This is a genomic window from Pantoea sp. GCM10028869 (genome assembly GCF_042666835.1).
Classification (GTDB): domain Bacteria; phylum Pseudomonadota; class Gammaproteobacteria; order Enterobacterales; family Enterobacteriaceae; genus Pantoea; species Pantoea leporis.
The window spans coordinates 204667-225493 of sequence record NZ_JBHTGO010000007.1 but is presented as its reverse complement, the minus strand read 5'-3'; the positions used below and the strand labels follow the sequence as shown (position 1 = coordinate 225493).

At 56.8% G+C, this 20827-nt stretch carries 19 protein-coding genes; 10 read left to right on the top strand and 9 right to left on the bottom strand.

Annotation, left to right across the window (positions count from 1 at the left end; genetic code table 11):
• Window positions 1-4: 4 nt before the first annotated feature.
• From gyrB to ACFQW4_RS18545, 8 genes are all read left to right on the top strand, one after another.
• Window positions 5-2410 (top strand): DNA topoisomerase (ATP-hydrolyzing) subunit B, encoded by a 2406-nt coding sequence (gene gyrB / locus ACFQW4_RS18580; protein WP_101763895.1) that lies wholly within the window; start codon window positions 5-7, stop codon window positions 2408-2410.
• A gap of 170 nt (window positions 2411-2580) precedes the next feature.
• Window positions 2581-3390, top strand: a complete 810-nt coding sequence (gene yidA, locus ACFQW4_RS18575; RefSeq protein WP_377726566.1) for a sugar-phosphatase — start codon at window positions 2581-2583, stop codon at window positions 3388-3390.
• Window positions 3391-3650: 260 nt separating this feature from the next.
• On the top strand, window positions 3651-4349 hold the full coding sequence (locus tag ACFQW4_RS18570; RefSeq protein WP_101763893.1) for a FadR/GntR family transcriptional regulator: 699 nt from the start codon (window positions 3651-3653) through the stop codon (window positions 4347-4349).
• A complete protein-coding gene (locus ACFQW4_RS18565; RefSeq protein ID WP_377726564.1) occupies window positions 4346-5224 on the top strand; it encodes a 2-dehydro-3-deoxygalactonokinase in 879 nt (292 codons plus the stop codon). Before ACFQW4_RS18570 ends, ACFQW4_RS18565 begins: the two co-directional genes overlap by 4 nt.
• Complete coding sequence (locus tag ACFQW4_RS18560; protein ID WP_061719996.1) at window positions 5208-5825, top strand: 2-dehydro-3-deoxy-6-phosphogalactonate aldolase; 618 nt, start codon at window positions 5208-5210, stop codon at window positions 5823-5825. The genes ACFQW4_RS18565 and ACFQW4_RS18560 overlap by 17 nt, the downstream gene beginning before the upstream one ends.
• A complete protein-coding gene (gene dgoD, locus ACFQW4_RS18555) occupies window positions 5822-6970 on the top strand; it encodes a galactonate dehydratase (RefSeq protein WP_210081073.1) in 1149 nt (382 codons plus the stop codon). Before ACFQW4_RS18560 ends, dgoD begins: the two co-directional genes overlap by 4 nt.
• 307 nt (window positions 6971-7277) lie before the next feature.
• Window positions 7278-8573 (top strand): MFS transporter, encoded by a 1296-nt coding sequence (locus tag ACFQW4_RS18550; protein ID WP_280172266.1) that lies wholly within the window; start codon window positions 7278-7280, stop codon window positions 8571-8573.
• Window positions 8574-8718: 145 nt separating this feature from the next.
• Window positions 8719-9981 (top strand): DUF3748 domain-containing protein, encoded by a 1263-nt coding sequence (locus tag ACFQW4_RS18545; RefSeq protein ID WP_377726561.1) that lies wholly within the window; start codon window positions 8719-8721, stop codon window positions 9979-9981.
• Here ACFQW4_RS18545 and ACFQW4_RS18540 read toward each other — a convergent pair.
• Window positions 9959-10318 (bottom strand): YceK/YidQ family lipoprotein, encoded by a 360-nt coding sequence (locus ACFQW4_RS18540; protein ID WP_304622225.1) that lies wholly within the window; start codon window positions 10316-10318, stop codon window positions 9959-9961. The two genes, ACFQW4_RS18545 and ACFQW4_RS18540, sit on opposite strands and share 23 nt — an antisense overlap.
• Window positions 10319-10604: 286 nt before the next feature.
• Here ACFQW4_RS18540 and ibpA point away from each other — a divergent pair, with 286 nt between their 5' ends.
• A complete protein-coding gene (ibpA, locus tag ACFQW4_RS18535) occupies window positions 10605-11018 on the top strand; it encodes a small heat shock chaperone IbpA (protein WP_101763888.1) in 414 nt (137 codons plus the stop codon).
• A 46-nt stretch (window positions 11019-11064) separates the two neighbouring features.
• On the opposite strand, the gene ACFQW4_RS18530 is transcribed toward ibpA, so the two are convergent.
• From ACFQW4_RS18530 to ACFQW4_RS18505, 6 genes are read right to left on the bottom strand one after another with little or no spacing between them, the layout of a single operon-like run.
• Window positions 11065-11970, bottom strand: coding sequence for an EamA family transporter (locus ACFQW4_RS18530; protein WP_110868246.1), 906 nt, complete (start codon window positions 11968-11970; stop codon window positions 11065-11067).
• A gap of 21 nt (window positions 11971-11991) precedes the next feature.
• A complete protein-coding gene (locus ACFQW4_RS18525; protein WP_101763886.1) occupies window positions 11992-12492 on the bottom strand; it encodes a YbaK/EbsC family protein in 501 nt (166 codons plus the stop codon).
• Window positions 12493-12519: 27 nt separating this feature from the next.
• A complete protein-coding gene (locus ACFQW4_RS18520; protein WP_192236807.1) occupies window positions 12520-13320 on the bottom strand; it encodes a hypothetical protein in 801 nt (266 codons plus the stop codon).
• Between the two features lie 5 nt (window positions 13321-13325).
• Window positions 13326-14033: a class II glutamine amidotransferase gene (locus ACFQW4_RS18515; RefSeq protein ID WP_110868247.1), complete on the bottom strand. Its 708-nt coding sequence runs from the start codon at window positions 14031-14033 to the stop codon at window positions 13326-13328.
• Window positions 14021-15298 (bottom strand): acetyl-CoA carboxylase biotin carboxylase subunit family protein, encoded by a 1278-nt coding sequence (locus tag ACFQW4_RS18510; protein ID WP_377726557.1) that lies wholly within the window; start codon window positions 15296-15298, stop codon window positions 14021-14023. Before ACFQW4_RS18510 ends, ACFQW4_RS18515 begins: the two co-directional genes overlap by 13 nt.
• Window positions 15299-15315: 17 nt before the next feature.
• Window positions 15316-16782, bottom strand: coding sequence for a hypothetical protein (locus ACFQW4_RS18505; protein ID WP_377726555.1), 1467 nt, complete (start codon window positions 16780-16782; stop codon window positions 15316-15318).
• Window positions 16783-16978: 196 nt separating this feature from the next.
• On the opposite strand from ACFQW4_RS18505, the gene ACFQW4_RS18500 reads away from it, so the two are divergent.
• Complete coding sequence (locus ACFQW4_RS18500) at window positions 16979-18412, top strand: PLP-dependent aminotransferase family protein (RefSeq protein WP_110868250.1); 1434 nt, start codon at window positions 16979-16981, stop codon at window positions 18410-18412.
• A 72-nt stretch (window positions 18413-18484) separates the two neighbouring features.
• On the opposite strand, the gene ACFQW4_RS18495 is transcribed toward ACFQW4_RS18500, so the two are convergent.
• Both ACFQW4_RS18495 and ghrB read right to left on the bottom strand, forming a co-directional pair.
• Complete coding sequence (locus ACFQW4_RS18495) at window positions 18485-19732, bottom strand: valine--pyruvate transaminase (protein WP_377726553.1); 1248 nt, start codon at window positions 19730-19732, stop codon at window positions 18485-18487.
• 81 nt (window positions 19733-19813) lie between these two features.
• Window positions 19814-20788 carry a glyoxylate/hydroxypyruvate reductase GhrB gene (gene ghrB, locus ACFQW4_RS18490; RefSeq protein WP_377726551.1) on the bottom strand — a complete coding sequence of 325 codons (975 nt, stop codon included), beginning with the start codon at window positions 20786-20788 and terminating at the stop codon, window positions 19814-19816.
• Between the last annotated feature and the right edge of the window lie 39 nt (window positions 20789-20827).

Sequence of the window (20827 nt, the reverse complement as noted above, 5' to 3'; positions counted from 1 at the left end):
GTTGATGTCGAATTCTTATGACTCCTCAAGTATCAAAGTCCTGAAAGGGCTTGATGCGGTACGCAAACGCCCGGGTATGTACATCGGCGATACGGATGACGGCACCGGTCTGCATCACATGGTATTCGAAGTCGTGGATAACGCAATCGACGAAGCGCTCGCCGGTCACTGTAGTGATATTACCGTTACTATTCATGCAGATAACTCTGTCTCGGTGCAAGATGATGGTCGTGGTATTCCTACCGGCATTCACCCGGAAGAGGGCGTCTCTGCTGCTGAAGTGATCATGACCGTCCTGCACGCAGGCGGTAAATTTGATGATAACTCATATAAAGTTTCCGGTGGTCTGCACGGCGTTGGCGTTTCAGTCGTAAACGCCCTGTCACAGAAGCTGGAGCTGACCATTCGCCGTGAAGGCAAAGTGCATCAGCAGGTTTATCAGCACGGTGTGCCGCAGGCACCGCTGGCGGTGTCCGGTGATACCGATGCAACCGGTACTCGCGTGCGTTTCTGGCCGAGCTACGAAACCTTCACCAATGTGATTGAGTTTGAGTACGAAATCCTGGCGAAACGCCTGCGTGAACTGTCGTTCCTGAACTCTGGCGTTTCGATTCGTCTGGAAGACAAACGCGACGGCAAGAACGATCACTTCCACTACGAAGGCGGCATCAAGGCGTTCGTAGAGTATCTCAACAAGAACAAAACCCCGATTCACCCAACGGTGTTCTACTTCTCGACGGAGAAAGATGGCATTGGCGTGGAAGTGGCGCTGCAGTGGAACGATGGTTTCCAGGAAAACATCTACTGCTTCACCAACAACATTCCACAGCGCGACGGCGGTACGCACCTGGCGGGCTTCCGTGCGGCAATGACGCGTACGCTGAATGCCTACATGGATAAAGAAGGCTACAGCAAAAAAGCCAAAGTCAGTGCGACCGGTGACGATGCGCGTGAAGGCCTGATTGCAGTGGTTTCCGTGAAAGTGCCGGATCCGAAATTCTCTTCTCAGACCAAAGATAAGCTGGTCTCTTCAGAGGTGAAATCGGCGGTTGAGCAGCAGATGAACGAACTGCTGGCGGAATACCTGCTGGAAAACCCGTCTGACGCGAAAATCGTGGTTGGCAAAATCATCGATGCGGCGCGTGCGCGTGAAGCTGCCCGCCGTGCTCGTGAGATGACGCGCCGCAAAGGCGCGCTGGATTTGGCCGGTCTGCCGGGCAAACTGGCCGACTGTCAGGAGCGCGATCCGGCGCTGTCTGAAATCTACCTGGTGGAGGGTGACTCTGCAGGCGGATCAGCCAAACAGGGGCGTAACCGTAAGAATCAGGCGATTCTGCCGCTGAAGGGTAAAATCCTGAACGTGGAGAAAGCGCGTTTCGACAAGATGCTCGCTTCGCAGGAAGTTGCCACGCTGATCACCGCGCTGGGCTGTGGTATCGGCCGTGACGAATACAATCCGGACAAACTGCGTTATCACAGCATCATCATCATGACCGATGCGGACGTCGACGGCTCGCACATTCGTACGCTGCTGTTGACCTTCTTCTACCGTCAGATGCCAGAAATCGTGGAACGTGGTCACGTCTATATTGCGCAGCCGCCGCTGTACAAAGTGAAGAAAGGCAAGCAAGAACAGTATATTAAAGACGACGAAGCGATGGATCAGTATCAGATTTCCATCGCCCTCGACGGCGCAACGCTGCACACCAACGCCAGCGCACCGGCGTTAGGTGGCCAGCCGCTGGAAACGCTGGTGGCGGATTTCAACGGCACGCAGCGCATGATCAAACGTATGGAGCGCCGTTTCCCTACGGCTCTGCTGCGCGGCCTGATCTACCATCCGACCTTAAGCGACCTCAGTGATGAAGCCGCTGTGAAAGGCTGGATCGACGGTTTAGTGGCGTATCTGACTGAGCGTGAAGCGCACGGCAGCAGCTATCTGGCCCATGTCCGCGCCAACCATGAGCAGAAGTTTGAACCGGTGCTGCGTGTGCGCACGCACGGCGTTGATACCGATTATCCGCTGGATAGCGAATTCATTGATGGACCGGAATACCGCAAAATCTGTGCGCTGGGCGAGCAGCTGCGCGGCCTGATCGAAGAAGATGCCTATATCGAACGTGGCGAACGTCGTCAGCCGGTCACCAGCTTCGAGCAGGCGATTGAGTGGCTGGTGAAAGAGTCGCGTCGCGGTCTGTCAGTCCAGCGTTATAAAGGTTTGGGTGAGATGAACCCAGAGCAGCTGTGGGAAACCACCATGGATCCCGATAGCCGCCGCATGTTGCGCGTGACCATCAAGGATGCGATTGCTGCCGATCAGCTGTTCACCACCTTGATGGGCGATGCGGTAGAACCGCGCCGCGCCTTCATCGAAGAGAATGCGCTGAAAGCCGCCAACATCGATATCTAATCGACACGGCAACACGTAAAAACCCTTCCCTGGTGGAAGGGTTTTTTGTTTTCCGCCCGGCAAAACGCGCAAAGCCCGCTGCGGTAAAAAATCTGAATGGGGCGCGAAACTGGTCAATGTGAGCTGAATCGCGCTAGCATTGATCAAAACCCTGACTCAATGAGGACGTTATGGCTATAAAACTGGTTGCAATCGATATGGACGGCACGCTGCTCAATCCGCAGCACGAGATCACGCCTGCCGTTAAATCGGCCATTGAACGCGCGCATAAAAAAGGTGTGATGGTGGTGCTCACCACCGGCCGTCCGTTTGTCGGTATTCAGCGCTATCTGATGGAGCTGAATCTGGTTGATGAAGGCCAATATTGCATCAGCTATAACGGTGCGCTGGTGCATCGCGCTAATGATGGCGAGTGCGTCGCGGAAATCACCTTGGGTTTTGACGACTATCTGTATATCGAACAGCTGGCGCGCGATCTTGGCGTCCACTTCCAGGCCTTCGATAAATCTTTCCTCTATACGCCGAACAAAGACATCAGTGAGTTCACCATCCACGAAGCGAGCCTGACCGGCATTCCGCTGCGCTATCGTTCTGTGGAAGAGATGGATCGCGCCACGCGTTTCCCTAAGCTGATGATGATCGATAAGCCCGATCTGCTGGATTCTGCCATTCAGCGCTTGCCGCAGCAGGCGCGTGACAACTACACCATTCTCAAAAGCGCACCTTATTACCTCGAAATCCTCGATGCCCGCGTGAATAAAGGACAAGGCGTGAAAATGTTGGCTGAGAAGCTCGGCCTGGCGCGTGAAGAGGTGATGGCGATTGGCGATCAGGAAAACGATCTGGCGATGATTGAGTATGCAGGAACCGGCGTAGCAATGGGCAATGCGATTGATTCCGTGAAGAAAATCGCGCAGTTCATTACCAAAACCAACATGGAACACGGCGTAGCGCACGCCATTGAAGAGCTGGTGCTGTAAACCCTCGTTATTCCTCGTCACGCTGTTTTTAGGTCGCCATACATGGCGACACTTCAAATCTCACCAAGCCTTCATAAGGTCGCCATTTATGGCGACCTTATCGCGTTATGACACATGACTTGTCTATTTTGTGATCCGCATTGTAGTACAACTTGTATTAATGGTACTACAATCGACAACGCAGGTCAGGGCGGCCGTTAGGCTTCGCCAGGCGAAAGCAGTAATCTGATGCGTACCTGTCTTTCACTGAATGGAACATCATGACGCAAGAACAACTAAGCAAAACAGAGCGCATCATCCTGACGCTGGGTGAAGAGATTGTGGCCGGCAAGTTTGTGCCGGGCGCGGCGTTACCCGCGGAAGCTGAGCTGTGTGAACGCTTCGGCACCTCGCGCAATATCATCCGCGAAGTGTTTCGCTCGCTGATGGCGAAACGCTTGATGGAGATGAAACGCTATCGCGGCGCGTTCGTCACGCCGCGCAATCACTGGAACTATCTGGATAGCGACGTATTGCAGTGGGCGCTGGCGCACGATCAGGACCCGCGTCTGATTGCCGCCATGAACGAAGTGCGTGTGCTGGTCGAGCCGCAGATTGCACGCTGGTCTGCCGAGCGCGCTACCTCAAGCGATCTGGCTGCGATTGAACTGGCGTACAACGACATGGTGGCCAACCATCTCAATCGTGATGCCTTTAATGAAGCGGATATCCGCTATCACGAAGCGGTGCTGAATTCGGTACACAATCCGGTGCTGCAGCAACTCAACGTGGCGATCAGCCAGCTGCAAAAAGCGGTGTTCGCGCAAACCTACATGGCGGACGAAGGCAACATGCCGCGTACGCTTGCCGAACATAAAGCGCTGTTTGATGCCATTCGTCATCAGGATGGCGATGCTGCCGAGCAGGCGGCGAAAGCGATGATTGCCAGCTCAACGGCGCGACTCAAGGAGATTATGTGACCAGCTATATCGCGATTGATTGGGGCTCAACCAACCTGCGCGCCTGGCATTATCAAGCCGGCGTTTGCATCGATGAACGTCGTTCGGAAGCCGGCGTCACGCGCCTGGGCGATCGCACGCCAGCCGAAGTGTTTGCCAGCGTCACCGCAGGTTGGCCAGTCGATGACGTGCCGGTGGTGATGGCGGGCATGGTAGGCAGCAATGCCGGCTGGCTGTCGGTGCCCTATCTCTCCTGTCCGGTGGCGCTGGGTGACATCGCTAGCCGCCTGACGCGCGTCGAGGATAAAGCGTGGATCGTGCCGGGATTGAGCGTCGAACGTGCCGACAATTATAACGTGATGCGCGGTGAAGAGACGCAGCTGCTTGGCGCGCTGGAGCTGCAATCTGCGCCGCTCTATGTGATGCCAGGCACGCACGCCAAATGGGTGCAGATGGAACAGGATCGCGTGCTGGCTTTTCGCACCGTGATGACCGGCGAACTGCATCATCTGCTGCTCAAACAGTCGCTGGTTGGCGCAGGTTTACCCGAACAGCAAGAGAACGCGGCGGCTTTCCGCGCAGGTGTGCAAGTCGGCAGCAACGATGCCTCGATTCTGGCGCGCCTGTTTGAAGTGCGTGCTTCACACGTACTCGGCGCGCGCGATCGCCGCCATATCAGCGACTTTCTTTCAGGCTTGCTGATTGGTCACGAAGTGGCGCTGATGACGCAACAGGCCGACGCCGCAAGCCAACCGATCACCATTATTGCCGGTAGTGCGCTGGCGCAACGTTATCAGCAGGCGCTGCAGTTTATCGGCATGGATTCAGTCACGCTGGAAGGCGATCGTGCTTTCCAGCACGGAATAAGGAGTATTGCGAATGTCCTGGCAAACTAAAGTCCCGCTGATCGCCATTCTGCGCGGCATTACGCCGGATGAAGCCGAAGCGCATGTCGGCGCGCTGATTGAAGCGGGTTTCGATGCGATTGAAATCCCGCTCAACTCACCGGAGTGGGCGAAAAGCATCGGCGCGATGGTGAAAACCTTCGGCGATAAAGCGCTGATTGGTGCCGGTACGGTGCTGAATCCGGCGCAGGTTGATGAGCTGGCGACGCTGAACAGCAAATTGGTCGTCACGCCGAATACCGATGCTGCGGTGATCCGCCAGGCGGTCGCCAAAGGGATGATCGTTGCCGCCGGTTGCGCTACCGCGACAGAAGCGTTCACCGCCTTACAGGCCGGTGCGCAGGCGCTGAAAATTTTCCCATCGTCAGCCTTTGGTCCGGGCTACATCAAAGCGCTGAAAGCGGTGCTGCCGCCAGAGGTGCCGGTGTTTGCCGTGGGCGGCGTGACGCCGGAAAACCTGCATGAATTTATGGCCGCAGGCTGCATTGGCGCGGGCTTAGGCAGCGATCTCTATCGCGCCGGTCAACCGCTGTCACGCACTGTGGAACAAGCTCGCGCATTTATTGCTGCATATAAGGACGCTGTACGATGAAAATTACCAAACTGACCACTTACCGCCTGCCGCCGCGCTGGATGTTCCTGAAAATCGAAACTGACGAAGGCATCGTTGGCTGGGGCGAACCGGTGATTGAAGGCCGCGCGCGCAGCGTGGAAGCGGCGGTGCATGAGCTGTCGGAATACCTGATTGGTCAGGATCCGGCGCGCATCAACGACTTATGGCAGGTGATGTATCGCGGCGGCTTCTATCGCGGCGGCCCGATCCTGATGAGCGCCATCGCCGGTATCGATCAGGCGTTGTGGGATATCAAAGGCAAAGCGCTCGGCGTGCCGGTTTATCAACTGCTTGGCGGATTAGTACGTGACAGCATTAAAGCCTACAGCTGGGTGGGCGGCGATCGTCCGGCCGACGTGATTGATGGCATTAAGAAACTGCGCACCATCGGTTTTGATACCTTCAAACTCAACGGCTGCGAAGAGATGGGCATTATCGATAACGCGCGCAAAGTCGATGAGGCGGTGAATACCGTAGCGCAAATTCGTGAAGCCTTCGGTAAAGAGATTGAATTTGGCCTCGATTTCCACGGCCGCGTCAGTGCGCCAATGGCAAAAGTGCTGATTAAAGAGCTGGAGCCGTATCGCCCGCTGTTTATCGAAGAGCCGGTGCTGGCGGAGCAGGCGGAATATTATCCGCGTCTGGCGGCGCAGACTCATATTCCGATCGCCGCTGGCGAACGCATGTTCTCGCGCTTCGAGTTCAAACGCGTGCTGGAAGCGGGTGGACTGGCGATTCTGCAACCGGATCTGTCACACGCGGGCGGTATCACCGAGTGCTACAAAATTGCCGCGATGGCCGAATCTTACGATGTGGCGCTGGCGCCTCACTGTCCGCTCGGCCCAATTGCGCTGGCTGCGTGCCTGCACGTTGACTTCGTGTCACGCAATGCGGTGTTCCAGGAACAGAGCATGGGCATTCACTATAATCAGGGCGCTGAACTGCTCGATTATGTGATCAATAAAGACGATTTCAAAATGGATGACGGTCATTTCTATCCGTTAAATAAACCGGGCCTCGGCGTGGAAATTAACGAAGAGCTGGTGATTGAACGCAGTAAAAATGCTCCTGACTGGCGTAATCCATTATGGCGATTCCCGGACGGTTCAGTCGCTGAATGGTAAATACCCGTCATAATTCAAGCTGCAGATGCGTTGGCTGCGCTCATTCACCCCAGTCACTTACTAGTGTAAGCTCCGGGGGATTCATTCGTTTGCCGCCTTTCTGCAACTCGAATTCTTTAGGGTATTAAATTTTATTAAATCTCGATAATTATATGCCGGTGAAATAAGGCATAGGGCTGCGTTCAGCCTGTTTCCCGGCACAGCTTATTTACCGCTGACGTGGTTTTACCTTTGATATCGCTACCCTATATTTGCCGGGGCGTGCTCTGTCGTGCCCAAACGGCAAAACCGATTACGGAGAAACACCATGGATCTCTCTGCTGTTCACGCCAAACCGACGCGCCGTCGTTATATCACGCTGCTGATGATATTTATTACGGTGGTCATTTGTTATGTCGATCGCGCTAATTTAGCCGTCGCTTCCGCGCATATTCAGGAAGAGTTCGGTATTACTAAAGCGCAAATGGGTTATGTATTTTCAGCCTTTGCCTGGTTATATACGTTATGCCAGATTCCCGGCGGCTGGTTCCTCGATCGCGTGGGTTCACGCTTAACCTATTTTATTGCCATCTTTGGCTGGTCGGTTGCGACGTTATTGCAGGGTTTTGCCACCGGCTTATTATCATTAATTGGTCTGCGTGCGATTACCGGCATATTTGAAGCGCCGGCTTTCCCGACCAATAACCGGCTGGTGACCAGCTGGTTCCCGGAGCAGGAGCGCGCTTCCGCCGTCGGCTTCTACACGTCCGGTCAGTTTGTTGGTCTGGCGTTCCTCACGCCCTTGCTGATCTGGATTCAGGAACTGCTGAGCTGGCATTGGGTATTTATTATTACCGGCGGCATCGGCATCATCTGGTCGTTCATCTGGATTAAGTTCTATCAGGCACCCAGCCAGAGCCGAGGCATCAATAAAGCCGAGCTGGATTACATCCGTGAAGGTGGCGCGATGGTGGATGGCGATGCGCCGAGCGAAAAGAAAGCCCGCACCAAACTTACCGCCGCCGACTGGAAACTGGTGTTCCACCGCAAGCTGTGCGGCGTCTATCTTGGCCAGTTCGCCGTCACATCCACGCTGTGGTTCTTCCTGACCTGGTTCCCGAACTATCTGACGCAGGAAAAACACATCGCGGCGCTCACCGCGGGCTTCATGACCACCGTGCCCTTCCTCGCGGCATTCGTTGGCGTGATTCTCTCGGGTATCGTCGCCGATCGTCTGGTGCGCAGTGGTCGTTCGCTGGGCTTTGCGCGCAAAACGCCGATCATCTGCGGTCTGCTGATCTCCACCTGCATCATGGGCGCGAACTACACCAACGATCCGATATGGATTATGACGCTGATGGCGATCGCCTTCTTCGGCAACGGCTTCGCCTCAATTACCTGGTCGCTGGTCTCCTCGCTGGCACCGGTGCGCCTGATTGGTTTGACCGGCGGCATGTTCAACTTTGTTGGCGGCTTGGGTGGCATCACCGTGCCGCTGGTGGTGGGTTATCTGGCGCAGGACTACGGCTTTGCACCGGCGCTGGTGTATATCTCGGCGGTGGCGCTGATTGGCGCGCTCTCCTACATCCTGCTGGTCGGTGATGTAAAACGCGTAGGTGAATAAATTCGCGCGATGAATCGCGCCGCTACAAATACGGGCACAATCCGTAGCGGCGCCGTTCATTGCGCAATCAACCGCGGCGAAATTGCTGCTTCTCACTGCAGAATCACGTAATTTATCCGGCAACTGTTAGATGGAAGGTTGCCTCATGTCAGAAAAACAAATCACCTTTGCCGCGCGTCATCATCAACTTACCAACATCAACGTCTGGACCGGCGACAGCCAGTGGCTGGTATTTGATGTGCGACCTTCCGGCGCCTCTTTTACCAGCCTGACTATCGAGCGCGTCAACGTGGCGAGCGGTGCCGTTGAAGTGTTGTATCAGGCTCGCGATGGCGCGCACGTTGGCGTGGTCACCGTCAGTTCGGATTTGCCGCCGCGTTACGTTTGCATTCATGGTCCGGAACATCCGGATGCGCACTGGCGCTACGATTTTCATCACCGACGCGGCGTGATCGTGCAGCATGGCATCGCTGAGAACCTCGATGCCTGCGATATCACCGCGCCTTACACGCCTGGCGCGCTGCGCGGTGGCTCGCATGTCCACGTATTCAGCCCGGATGGTTCGCGCCTGAGCTTTACCTACAACGATCATGTGATGCATGAAAAGGATGCCGGCGAAGACCTGCGTAACGTCGGCGTGGCCGTGCCGCTGCATCCGGTGTGTCCGCCTAAACAGCATCCGCGTGAATATGAGGGCAGCCATTATTGCGTGCTGGTTAGCCAGACGCAGCGCGATCCTCAGCCGGGCAGCGACCAGATTGACCGCGCCTATGAAGAGTGCTGGATCGGGAATCAAGGCTATCAGAAAGCGGATGGCAGCTGGCAGCGCTGGGCCATCGCCTTTATCGGTGATACGCGCGCCGCCAACGGCGACAAAGTGCCGGAAGTGTTTGTGGTGGATCTGCCCGCCGCGTTAGCCGATTACGCCAAAGCGGGCGCTTCGCCCTTACAGGGCACGGCGGATAAATTGCCTGCGCCGCCAGCTGGCGTGCAGCAGCGACGCATCACGCACACCCATGGCCTGGCACTGCAACCGCGCCACTGGCTGCGCGCCTCCGCGGATGGCAGCGCCATCGCCTTTTTGCTGGCGGACGAACAGGGCGTGATTCAGCTGTGGACGGTTTCACCGAATGGCGGCCAGCCACGCCAGGTGACGCAGCTGGCGAGCAGCATTCAGTCGGCCTTTAGCTGGCATCCACAAGGCGGCGCGATATGCTTTATCTGTGATAACAGTGTGATGCGCTGTGAAATGGCGACGGGAGCCTGTACGCGCTTAACGCCACGCAGCGATCATGCGCCATCCGGTGATGCAGTGGTCTGGTCGCCGGATGGAGAAAAGATCGCTTATATGCGGGAAGTGGACGGCTGGCGGCAGCTGTTTTGCGTCAGTGCGGCTGCGCGGGCATAGACGCGGCGGTCGCCAGGCTGGCTTGCGTGCCGGCCATTTTTTCGCTCTGCATCACGCGCTCGTGAATCGAATCCTTACTTTTATCGTCGTCAGAACGGAAGTAATCCCACGGCAGCAGCACGGTGTCCATCACCGCTGAGAACGGGAGATCGATCAGCGCCAGCGGCTTGATCGCCCAGCTGGTGTTGTCGTCAGTGATCATCTCTGCGCTGGCGCGCGTGCCGGGATAGTAGCCCTGACTGGCGCCAGTGTGAGACATAACGCTGGAGCAACCTGAAGTAACAAAGGTACTGCAAACCAGCACAGCTGTGAGTGGAAAGCGTTTCATCATATTCATCATCATCATCCCTTCAGTCATGGCATGGCCCTGGCTGGAGTGTGTCACCTGACGTTAAGCAAAGCTCTGTGGCTGCGTCTTGGATCTCAGGCGATTGGTCCCCTGAGTGTATGTCATATCGTCAGATTTGCTGTAAAAAAATACGCATCAGCCCTTGAAAGCGACCAGGCTGCACCCACTTTTAAGGAACGGTCTTGTTGCTGTTGCCGGAAGGGACAGCAACGGACTGCACAACCTGTCCATGGTGGAAGGTTGCCTAAACTTGCTGAATATCAGGAGTCTTATTATGCGTAACTTTGATCTCACCCCACTTTATCGTTCTGCCATTGGTTTCGATCGCCTGTTTAACCTGCTTGAGTCCAACCAAAACCAGGCCAATGGTGGCTACCCTCCGTATAACGTTGAGCTGGTGGATGAGAATTTCTACCGTATCACCATTGCCGTGGCGGGCTTTGCCCAGAGCGAGTTAGATATCACCTCGCATGACAACGTGCTGGTGGTGCGCGGCGCACATCCTGAAGAGCAGCCGGAGCGTAAATACCTGTATCAGGGTATCGCCGAGCGCAACTTCGAGCGCAAATTCCAGCTGGCCGATCACATCACGGTGCGCGATGCGCGTCTGGAAAATGGTCTGCTGAGCATCGATCTGATTCGCATTGTCCCGGAAGAGGCGAAACCGCGTCGTATCGAAATTCTGTAATCAGGATGTGAGTTAAAAAAACGCCGCTGAAAAGCGGCGTTTTTGTTTAGGTGCGTACCAATAATCGCTGACTGACCATGCCGCCAAACACATTCACCAGCAGGCCGAGGATGATCACTGAAACGCCGATCATCTGCTGAATCGACAAGGTTTCACCGAGGATCAGCGCCGCGCTGAGAATCCCCACCACCGGCACCAGCAGCGACAGCGGTGCCACGCGCCAGGTTTCATAGCGGCTCAGCAAATTACCCCATATCGCGTAGCCGACAATGGTGGCGATAAAGGCGAGATAGATCAGCGCCAACACCGTTTGCAGTGAAATGTGCAGCAGGCTGGTGATAATCGCCGCTTCGCCATCAAACAGCCATGAGCAGGCAAAGAACGGCACGATCGGCACCAGCGCACTCCACACCACCAGCGACATCACCGGCACTTTGCGGTTACGCAAAATGATTTTGTTGGTGATATTGCCGAGGCCCCACGACAGCGCCGCAGCCAGCGTCAGCATCATGGTAGTGAGCGTAATGCCCGCTGTGGTTTGGCCTGCCATGCCTGCGGTTGCCAGCATAAACATGCCGAGCGTCGCCACCAAAATGCCGACGATATGATTCCAGCGTAACTTCTCCGCCAGGAACAGCGCCCCCAACAGCAGCGTGAAGAAGGCCTGCGCCTGTAACACCAGCGACGCCAATCCTGCCGGCATGCCCAGCTTGATGGCGAGGAACAGAAAGGCGAACTGGCCAAAGCTGATGGTCATGCCGTAGACGATCAGCCAGCGCAGCGGAATCGCCGGACGCTTCACAAACAAGATCGCCGGAAACGCCACCAGGCTAAACCGCAATCCCGCCAGTAAAAAAGGCGGCATATCCTGCAGGCCCAGCTTAATCACCACAAAATTCACGCCCCACGCCACCACAACCAGCAGGGCTAACAACATATCTTTCACTGACATACACAGTCCTTACTGCCGCGATCAGGCGGTTGCCGTCACCGGTGTTGCGATCTCGGCACAACATTCATCACCGACAACCTTAAAGAAATCATCCACCTGTAAAGCCACGGAGCGATCCAGCGCCCCTGCGTTAAACCATAGCGTGCCGACGTCGCGCAGGCGCACATCGACGCGCAGCGCCAGCCGATCATCAAAACTAAACGGCGGCACCGCGCCCATCACGCACTGGGTTAACTCCTGCGCTTTCTCTGGCGCCGCAAAGCTCGACTTCTTGCCGCCAATGGCGCGTGCGGCGCTCTTGAAGTTGATCTTGCAGTCGCCCGGCACAATCGCCAGCAGATAGCGCGCATCCGCGCCATCCGGCATCGTCACTTCCAGCACCATCGCTTTGGCCGCCTGATTGAGATCGTTACCGCGAATCTCGCTAATCAGGTCGGTCTGGCCGATGGCTTCATGCTCCACCACGCGATAACGCGCCTGATGGTGATCCAGCAGGGCCGCTACTTTTTCATAGGTATTCATGTTCGTCTCCTCGTCGAAAACCTGGCGTTAACTCCAGGCGATGGCGTGTTTCATTTTTTTGTCGGTCAGGCCAAAGAAGAAGCCCATGGTGATGCGCGTGTCGCCTTCCACGCGATCAATTTCGTGATAAAACGCCGGATTAAACAGATAGATATCGCCACTGCGCGGTGAGAACTCGCATACCTCGCTGTGTTCGATGACGCCGGTTTGATAACCCAGTTCGCCCGGCGTTTTGTACCATTCATCCACCGGCTGCCACTTCTTGTTGAAGATGCGCAGCGCGCCGCCGGCGTTGCACTCTTGCAAACAAACCACGCAACTCAGCTGGTGCAAGATGCGGGTCACCGCCAATCCGCTGCCGGCGGCATCGCGCACGATGTTGTCGTTATGCAGGGGATTGGCGACGCCGTCAGCGTGGAAGCGCACAATCGAACCGGCGTAATCGCCCAGCTCGGGTTCGTTGGCGGTTTGCAGGCTTTCCAGGCGCAGCGCGTGCTGCACCCAGTTGTAGATCTGATCGCGCAGGCAGTGCAGCGACGACGGCAGCGCGTGCTGAATATCGCGCAGCTCGGTGAAGTAGTTTTCCGGCGCGGCGGTGTGCTTCGCCAGATAAGGGCCGAGCGTGGTCAGCGCGCCGTTTGGATAGTGCGATACCCGCACCTGTTCGCGGCACTGCTGCAAATCCTCCACTACCGCTGCGCGCACGTCCGGCTTGAGGAAGTTACGTAACACCAGCAGCGGCACGCGCGCCGTCACGATGTCATCCAGCCAGGTGCTCTCCACAAACATGTTTGGATGAATAACGCGGATCTGATTGAAAATCGCCATGTTGATCACTCCCCAATTGGAAATTCATGAAGTTCATGGTTGTTCATACGACGCCATTCAGACGCCGTGCCCAGTGCTGAAATAGGTTCAGAAGAGATGAAAGTGGTGTCGTTTTTCTGTAAGCGGTGCAGCGTGAAATAGTTGGGATAGGGCGTGTCGTCGGGATGCCATTGCCACGCCCAGGCTTTATCGCGGGTGACAAAAATGGCGTTGGCCGAACTGCCGCCCGGCGCGACCTGCGCCATCTTGTCGCGCAGATAATCGCGGGTGAAATCGGCGGGCGTGGCGCGATCCACCATATATTCGAGATACTCCGCGGAATCGAAACGCGACTCCGCCATGCCCAATTGCTGATAAACGGTGGGCAAAAAACCGTTATGCATCATGTACCACTGCGTGTCGCCGCTGGTGCGCCACAGCGGATGGGAAAATTCGATACCGTGATTTTTGCTCAGCGTGGCGTGGCGCACATGTACCGCCAGAAAGCGGCCGCGCAGGCGATCAACATCAATGGTCGGCAGCGCATCGGCGAACGTGCCGGTGCCGTGCAGCGTGCGAATGTGCCCTTGCTCCAGCCATAAACAGCCCCAACCGTTAGGATGCTGTTTAATCGGACCTTCGTGCGTGGCGGTTTCGCCGCAGCTCATGGCACGCGCGGCGTCCAGCACTGCGGCGGCATCAAATTGGCCGTGCGCCACAATCATTCTGCACATAGTAAATCTCTCCGAATGGTGAGCGATGAGGCCTCAAGGATCTGATGGAACACCGCCAGAATGTCGTCGCGGCTGGTCGCTGCGAGGCGCAAGGTGGCGAGAATGCCGGCGTGGCGGGTTAAATCGGCATACAGCGAAGAGCGTGGCGAAACTGCCAGCGCGGGCAGATTGAGCGGCGGCAACAGCTGACCGCGCTGATGCTGTGCGATCCAGCGCTCAGCCGCGTCATACTGCAGGCGCTGACGCAAACGCACGCGGCCCACCGCCTGCGGCTGCGCCGGAAAATGCAGCGGCGGCATGCCGTGACCGGCTTCGATGTGGAACGCCACTTCCGCCCAGTTGATGCCGGTGACTTCCTGCACCAGATTCACCACGCCCATGCCGGAAAGGCGGAAGCCCATTTCAAGGAAATGCGGTTCGCCGTTGACCAAAATGAAGTCGATGTGAAATGCGCCCTGACGATAGCCGAAGGTTTCGCAGCAGAAGCTCATCAGGCTGCTAAAGCTGGCGGGCAGTTGCTGCGCGGCGACCGCTACATGGCCGGATTCGTAAAAACTGACGCAGTCGTCGGCATCGCTATGGTGTTCGATCACCTTTTGGCAGCAGGTCAGCGCCACCGCATGGCCGTTCGCCACCACGCCTTGCAGCGAATACTCATCGCCCGCCAGCCAGCTCTCCACGATAAAACCGCTGAAGCCGCGCCCGCCGTAATTCATGGTGTCGACCAGCTTGCCGATCACCGCATCAAGCTGGCTGGCCTGTTTCACCAGCCAGACGCCAAGACCGCCGCCGCCGTCAACCGGCTTGATCACGCAGGGATAGAGCAACGCGTCTCGCGCATCCCGAATGCTGAGCGGCGAGGCAAAAAAGCGAAACTCCGGCTGCGGAAAGCGCTGCCAGGCTTTGCGCAACGCCATACGCTGCGCGTACTTATCCGGCGGAATAAAGCTGGCACCAGCGTCGGGCCCCGCCAGCAGTTCGCGTACGCGACCGGCGCTGGCGTTGTAAGCTTCAAAGCCCGCCAGCACCACGTGAGGATGCTCCATCAACCCGGCATGCAAACAGGCTTGCAGTACATCCCACGGATTTTCCGGGCGATCGAGCCGCACAATCAGATCGAACGGCAACGGAATGCTCAGCGATTGGTAATCGACGAAATCGCCCATCTCCGCCAGCACGGTAAAGTAGCCCTCGCGTTTGGCCACCGCGCAGTAAGGATTTTGTCCGTCGCGGGTGGCCCCAATCTGCAGGAAAATCTTTCTCATCGCGTTGCCTTACCGGGTTAACGCCCGGAGATCACTTCAGTGACGACGTCGTGCATGACCCCGTTATTCACCTGAATCACTGCTTTGTGCGGGTCAAAACGCAGCACGCGCGAAAGCGCATCGCCGCGCTGATCGTCCAGCAGTGAACTCACCTGCTTGCTACGCCAGCAGTGACGCATCTGCGCCACGGTCAAACCAGAGCGTTGCTCCAGCTGCTGCGCCAGCCCCAGGTCGTCGCTTTCGCCGCGCAGCAAGGCGCGCACCGCCGCTTCGTCCGGCGCATCGACTAGCTGCTGCAGCCAGCTTTTCAGCTGATTGCCTTCGGCGATAAACGGCGAATAGATCATGCAAACCAGTTGGGTTTCATTGAGGCCAAATGCCTGTTCGGCGAACTGCGCGGCACGCTGGCGGGCGCGCTTAATCGCTTCATCGTCCTGATAACGTGCCGCCATCTCATCAATCAGCTGCGGCGGGAAATCTTTTTTCACCATCAGCCCGAGCGCAAAGCGCACATATTCGCGAATGCCTTCGGCGTAGCTGCGCTGCAACAGCGTCTCCGCACGCAGACCGCGAATATGTGCCATTAACGTCGGGTTACCGCAGTCCGATTCGGAGAAGCTGAACATCAGTTCATCAAAGCGGAAATGCATAAATTCAGTCAGCAGCGCCCAGTGCGCGCCCGCTTCATAGGCGGTGTCCTGATAGATATTGAAGAACAGCGGATCGCGTTCCAGCTGCCAGGTAATGCGGTGCGCGGGCGTCACCTGATCGGCACCGTAGATATTGGCGAAATAGCGCTCGGCCACGCCATCCAGCGTCTGCAGGAAGCCGCTAAAGCCGCGCGATTTATCCGCCACCGGAGCCGCAAACAGCCGTGAAAGGTGGCGCGCCCACGCCAGATAAGCGGTTTGCTCCTGCGGCGAATCGCCGGTGATGATCACATCAACGCCGCCGTCGTAATGCGCCGCCAGGCCAAACGAGTTCACCATGCTGAGATTACAGGCGTTACAAAACGTCGAGCGCGCATCGGCGCGGAAGCGATGGCCATTCATCAGCACATCGTTGCGATTCTGCTGGCGCACGCTGTCTGGCATCGGTAAATGGCGATCGAAGTGGCGGATTTGCAAGCCGTCAGTCACCAGACATTCGGTAAAGTCATCATCGTGGATGTGCAACGCGCGATACACGCGATCGATATTCTCCATTACGCTGTCGTTCATTGCCGCATGGCGGTTGGTGCTAATGCGCAGCTGAAAGGTGCTGCCATGTTGCTGCCAGATCAGCCCCTGAATGTAGCGCACGTACGCCACCATATAGCTGCTGTCTTTGCCGCCGCCGTAGGCCAGCAGCACGCGGTTATTCTCCGGGTGAGTGGCATCCGGGAGCGCGGCAAGTAAACGGCGTGAACAGTGTTGCGCGGAATCAATAATCGTGGGGGTGAGATATCCACTAATCTCTCGCATCAGGGTGGACAGATTATTCATTTTTCACTTCATCCTTTGGCTAAAAAGTCGCTGCTGCCGTGCTGGCGGCATCAGACGGGAAATGGGCCACGAAGGTGCTACGGAATGAATGCCTTAAAGACGATTGCGCGGGTTATCAATTAACTAATGCAGCCTAAAGTACTTTGAATGTAATCTGGTGAAAACGCACAGATCCGGACGAAATAGGGTGGAACAGATGGCGGGTGAAACGGAACAGGGCAGTCGTTACCGTCAAATCGCAGAGCAGATAAAACAAGCCATTCACAGCGGCTCGCTGCCGCCCGACAGCCGTTTACCGTCGGTGCGCACGCTGGCGACGCAGTACAGCGTCAGCATGACCACCGCGCTGAAAACATTACGCACGCTTGAGGATGAGCACTATGCGGTGGCGCGTCCCAAGTCCGGTTTTTTTGTCGCCCCGCGGCCTGTTAATAAAACCTTTCCCACGGTCATCAACGAGCAAGCGCGCGAAGTGGCGCCGCTCGACGAGCAGACCGAGCTGCATCTGGCGATGCTCGGCTCAGACTGCCGCGTGCGGCTGGATCTGGCCAACGGCGACCTTTCACTCTATCCGGTGAAGAAGATTGGTTTGCTGATGCGCCAGATGGGTTACAGCAAACCGGCGCTGCTGGGGAATACTGTGAAAGGCACCGGCTACGCGCCGCTGAAAAATGAAATTGCACGCCGCGCGGTGGATTATGGCTGCAATATCAATGCGGATGACATCCTGATCACCAACGGCTGCATCGAAGCGATTTCGCTGGCGCTACGCGCCACCACGCGGCCAGGCGATATCGTTGCGGTGGAATCGCCGTGCTATTTCGTGTTGCTGCAGATGCTGCATAACCTCAATCTGCGGGTGATTGAGGTGGAAGCCGGGCCGGAAGGTTACGTTAATGTGGAGAAACTCACGTCACTGTTCCAGCGCAAAGCGGTGCAGGCGTATCTCACCATCAACAACATCAATAATCCGCTCGGCAAAAGCATTCCCAACGAGCAGAAAGCCTATATCGCGCGTCAGGCCGACGAGAACGATGTGGTGATCATTGAGGATGATATCTTCGGTGATACCGCGTTTGGCGAGCGTCGTCCGTTTCCAATGCGTGCCTTCAGCCCGAACGCTATTTTGTGCAGCGGCTTCTCGAAAACCGTCGCGCCGGGCATTCGCATTGGCTGGGTGCACAGCAGCAACTACATGCGCAAAATCGCCTCGCTGAAATACACCACCAGCATGGGCACGTCGGTGTTGTCGCAAGCAGCGATTGCCGAACTGCTGCGCAGCGGCGGCTATGATGCGCATCTGCGTAAGCTACGGCGCGAGTTAAAGAATCAAATTCAGCATATGCGTCAGGCGGTGCTGCGCTACTTCCCGCCGGGCACGCGGGTGTCTGATCCTGAAGGCGGCTATGTGTTATGGGTAGAAATGCCGATCGGTGCGCTGAATGTGCGCGCGCTGTTTCTCAAGGCGCGCAACGCGGGTATCGGCATCGCGCCGGGCCATATTTTCGCTACCGATCACCGCTACGATCACTGTTTTCGACTCAATGCCGGTTTTGGCTGGAATGCCGAAGTGGAGCAGGCGATTCAGCAGCTGGCGCAGTGGTGCCAGCTATCTATAACGCAGGGATAGCGCAATAGATTGCGCCGCTACGGAATGTGCACACAATCGTAGCGGCGCGATTCATCGCGCGACGTTGAAGCTTTAATTCTTAAACGCGGCTTCCAGCTCTTCCGCCAATATCTGCACCGCGCGCTCAATCTTCTCTGCATCCGGCACATAGTTCATGCGCATGCATTGATGGGTGTGCGGCCATTCGTGCTCCAAACCGGGGAAGAAGAAGTGGCCGGGCACCATCAGCACGCCACGCGCTTTCAGGCGCTGATACAGCGTTTCGGTGCTGATCGGCAGATCGCGGAACCACAGCCAGAGGAAAATCGCGCCTTCGGGTTTATGAATCAGGCAGCGATCTTCCGGCAAATAGCGGCGCAGAATCGCAATCGTCTCGCTGACTTTGGCCTGATAGAACGGCTTAATCACCTCTTGCGACAGCCGCAGCAGATCCCCGCGTACGATCATCTCATTGGCAATCGCAGGACCGATGCTGCCCGGCGCCAGGCTGATAATGCCGTTCATGTTACCAATGGCGGTGATAGTGCTCTCATCGGCGACGATAATGCCGCAACGTGCGCCGGGCAGGCCGAGTTTCGACAGGCTCATGCACAGAATGGTATTGGGATTCCACAGCGGGCGCGCTTCGCTAAAGATGATGCCGGGGAACGGCACGCCGTACGCGTTATCAATCAGCAGCGGTACGCCGTGCTGCTGCGCCAGCGCATCCAGCTGCAGCAGTTCATCATCGGTGATCACGTTGCCGGTTGGGTTGGTCGGGCGCGATACGCAGATCAGGCCGACATCGTCATTCAGCGGCAGATGATCGAAATCGACGTGATATTTGAACTGGCCTTCCGGCAGCAGCTCAATGTTTGGCTTGGCGGAGACAAACAGATCTTCTTCCAGACCGGCATCGGCGTAGCCGAGATATTCCGGTGCCAGCGGGAACAGCACGCGCTTTTTGCTGCCGTCGGCGCGACGTCCGGCGAACAGGTTGAAGAGATAGAAGAACGCGCTCTGGCTGCCGTTGGTCAGCGCGATGTTTTGCGCGGTTAATGGCCAGCCAAGTTCTTCACGCAGCATCTTCGCCAGCGCATCCAGCAGCAGCGCTTTGCCGCGCGGACCATCGTAGTTGCACAGCGCTTCGCTCAGTTTGCCGTCCTGATGCATCTGCATCAGCAACTGGTTGAAATAGTCATTCATCGCCGGGATCTGCGCCGGATTACCGCCGCCAAGCATGATGGTGCCGGGCGTGCGCAGGCCTTCACCCATGTCTTCCATCAGACGTGAGATGCCGGAGTTTTGAGTAAATTTGTCGCCGAACTGAGAAAAGGACATAGGAAGTTAAAACGTTGTGAAATCGAATGGGGAACCACCATAGCGCCCGCCGCTGGCAGGCGCAATGGGTAAAGCGGCCGCTTAGCCTTGGATCTGCGAGTTAACGCAGTTTTTCTCGACTTTGCCGCTCAGGGCGGCGATCAGGTTATCTACCGCGTCGCGCGCCATGCCGTAACGGGTTTCATGGGTGGCGGAACCGATGTGCGGCAGCGCGACCACGTTCGGTAGCGTCAAAATTTCGGCATCGGCAGGCACCGGCTCAACTTCGAACACATCCAGACCGGCGGCGTGGATAGTGCCGTCTTTCAGCGCCGCCGTCAGCGCCTGCTCATCGACCACCGGACCGCGACCGGCGTTGATCAGAATTGCGCTTGGCTTCATCAACTTGAGCTGCGCCGCGCCAATCATATGGTGCGTCTGTTCGGTTAGCGGCAGGCTGATGCAGACAAAATCACTCTCTTTCAGCAAGGTTTCCAGATCGCAGGCACGCGCACCAAAGCGGGTTTCCGCCTCTTCATGCTGACGACGCGCGTTGTAGAGAATGTTCATGCCGAAGCCAAAGTGCGCACGCTGCGCCAGCGCCAGGCCGATGCGGCCCATGCCGAGAATGCCGAGAGTTTTGTGGTGCACATCAATGCCGAAATGATCCGGTCCGATGCTCTTTTTCCACTCGCCGTTTTTGACCCACTTATCCAGCTCGGTCACGCGACGTGCGGTGCTCAGAACCAGCGCCATCATGGTATCGGCGACAGTCTCGGTCAGCACGGTTGGTGTGTGCATCAGCAGCACTTTGCGTTGATTCAGCGCATCAACGTTGAAGTTATCGTAACCCACCGACACGGTGGAGCAGGCGCGCAGCGCGGGCATTTTTGCCAGCAGCTCGCCATCCACTTTGCCGCCAGAGCCGAGCAAACCTTGCGCCTGTTCGAACTGTGCCGCGTGCTTTTCGATAGTTTCCGGGGAAATGTCATGCACTTCAGTGACGGTGAAATGGGCATCCAGTTTGGTGCGCAGGTCATCTGGCAGGCTCTTATAAAGAATCACAGCAGGTTTCATCTTTTGCTCCCTTTAAAATGTAGGGGAGGCTTTAAGGCC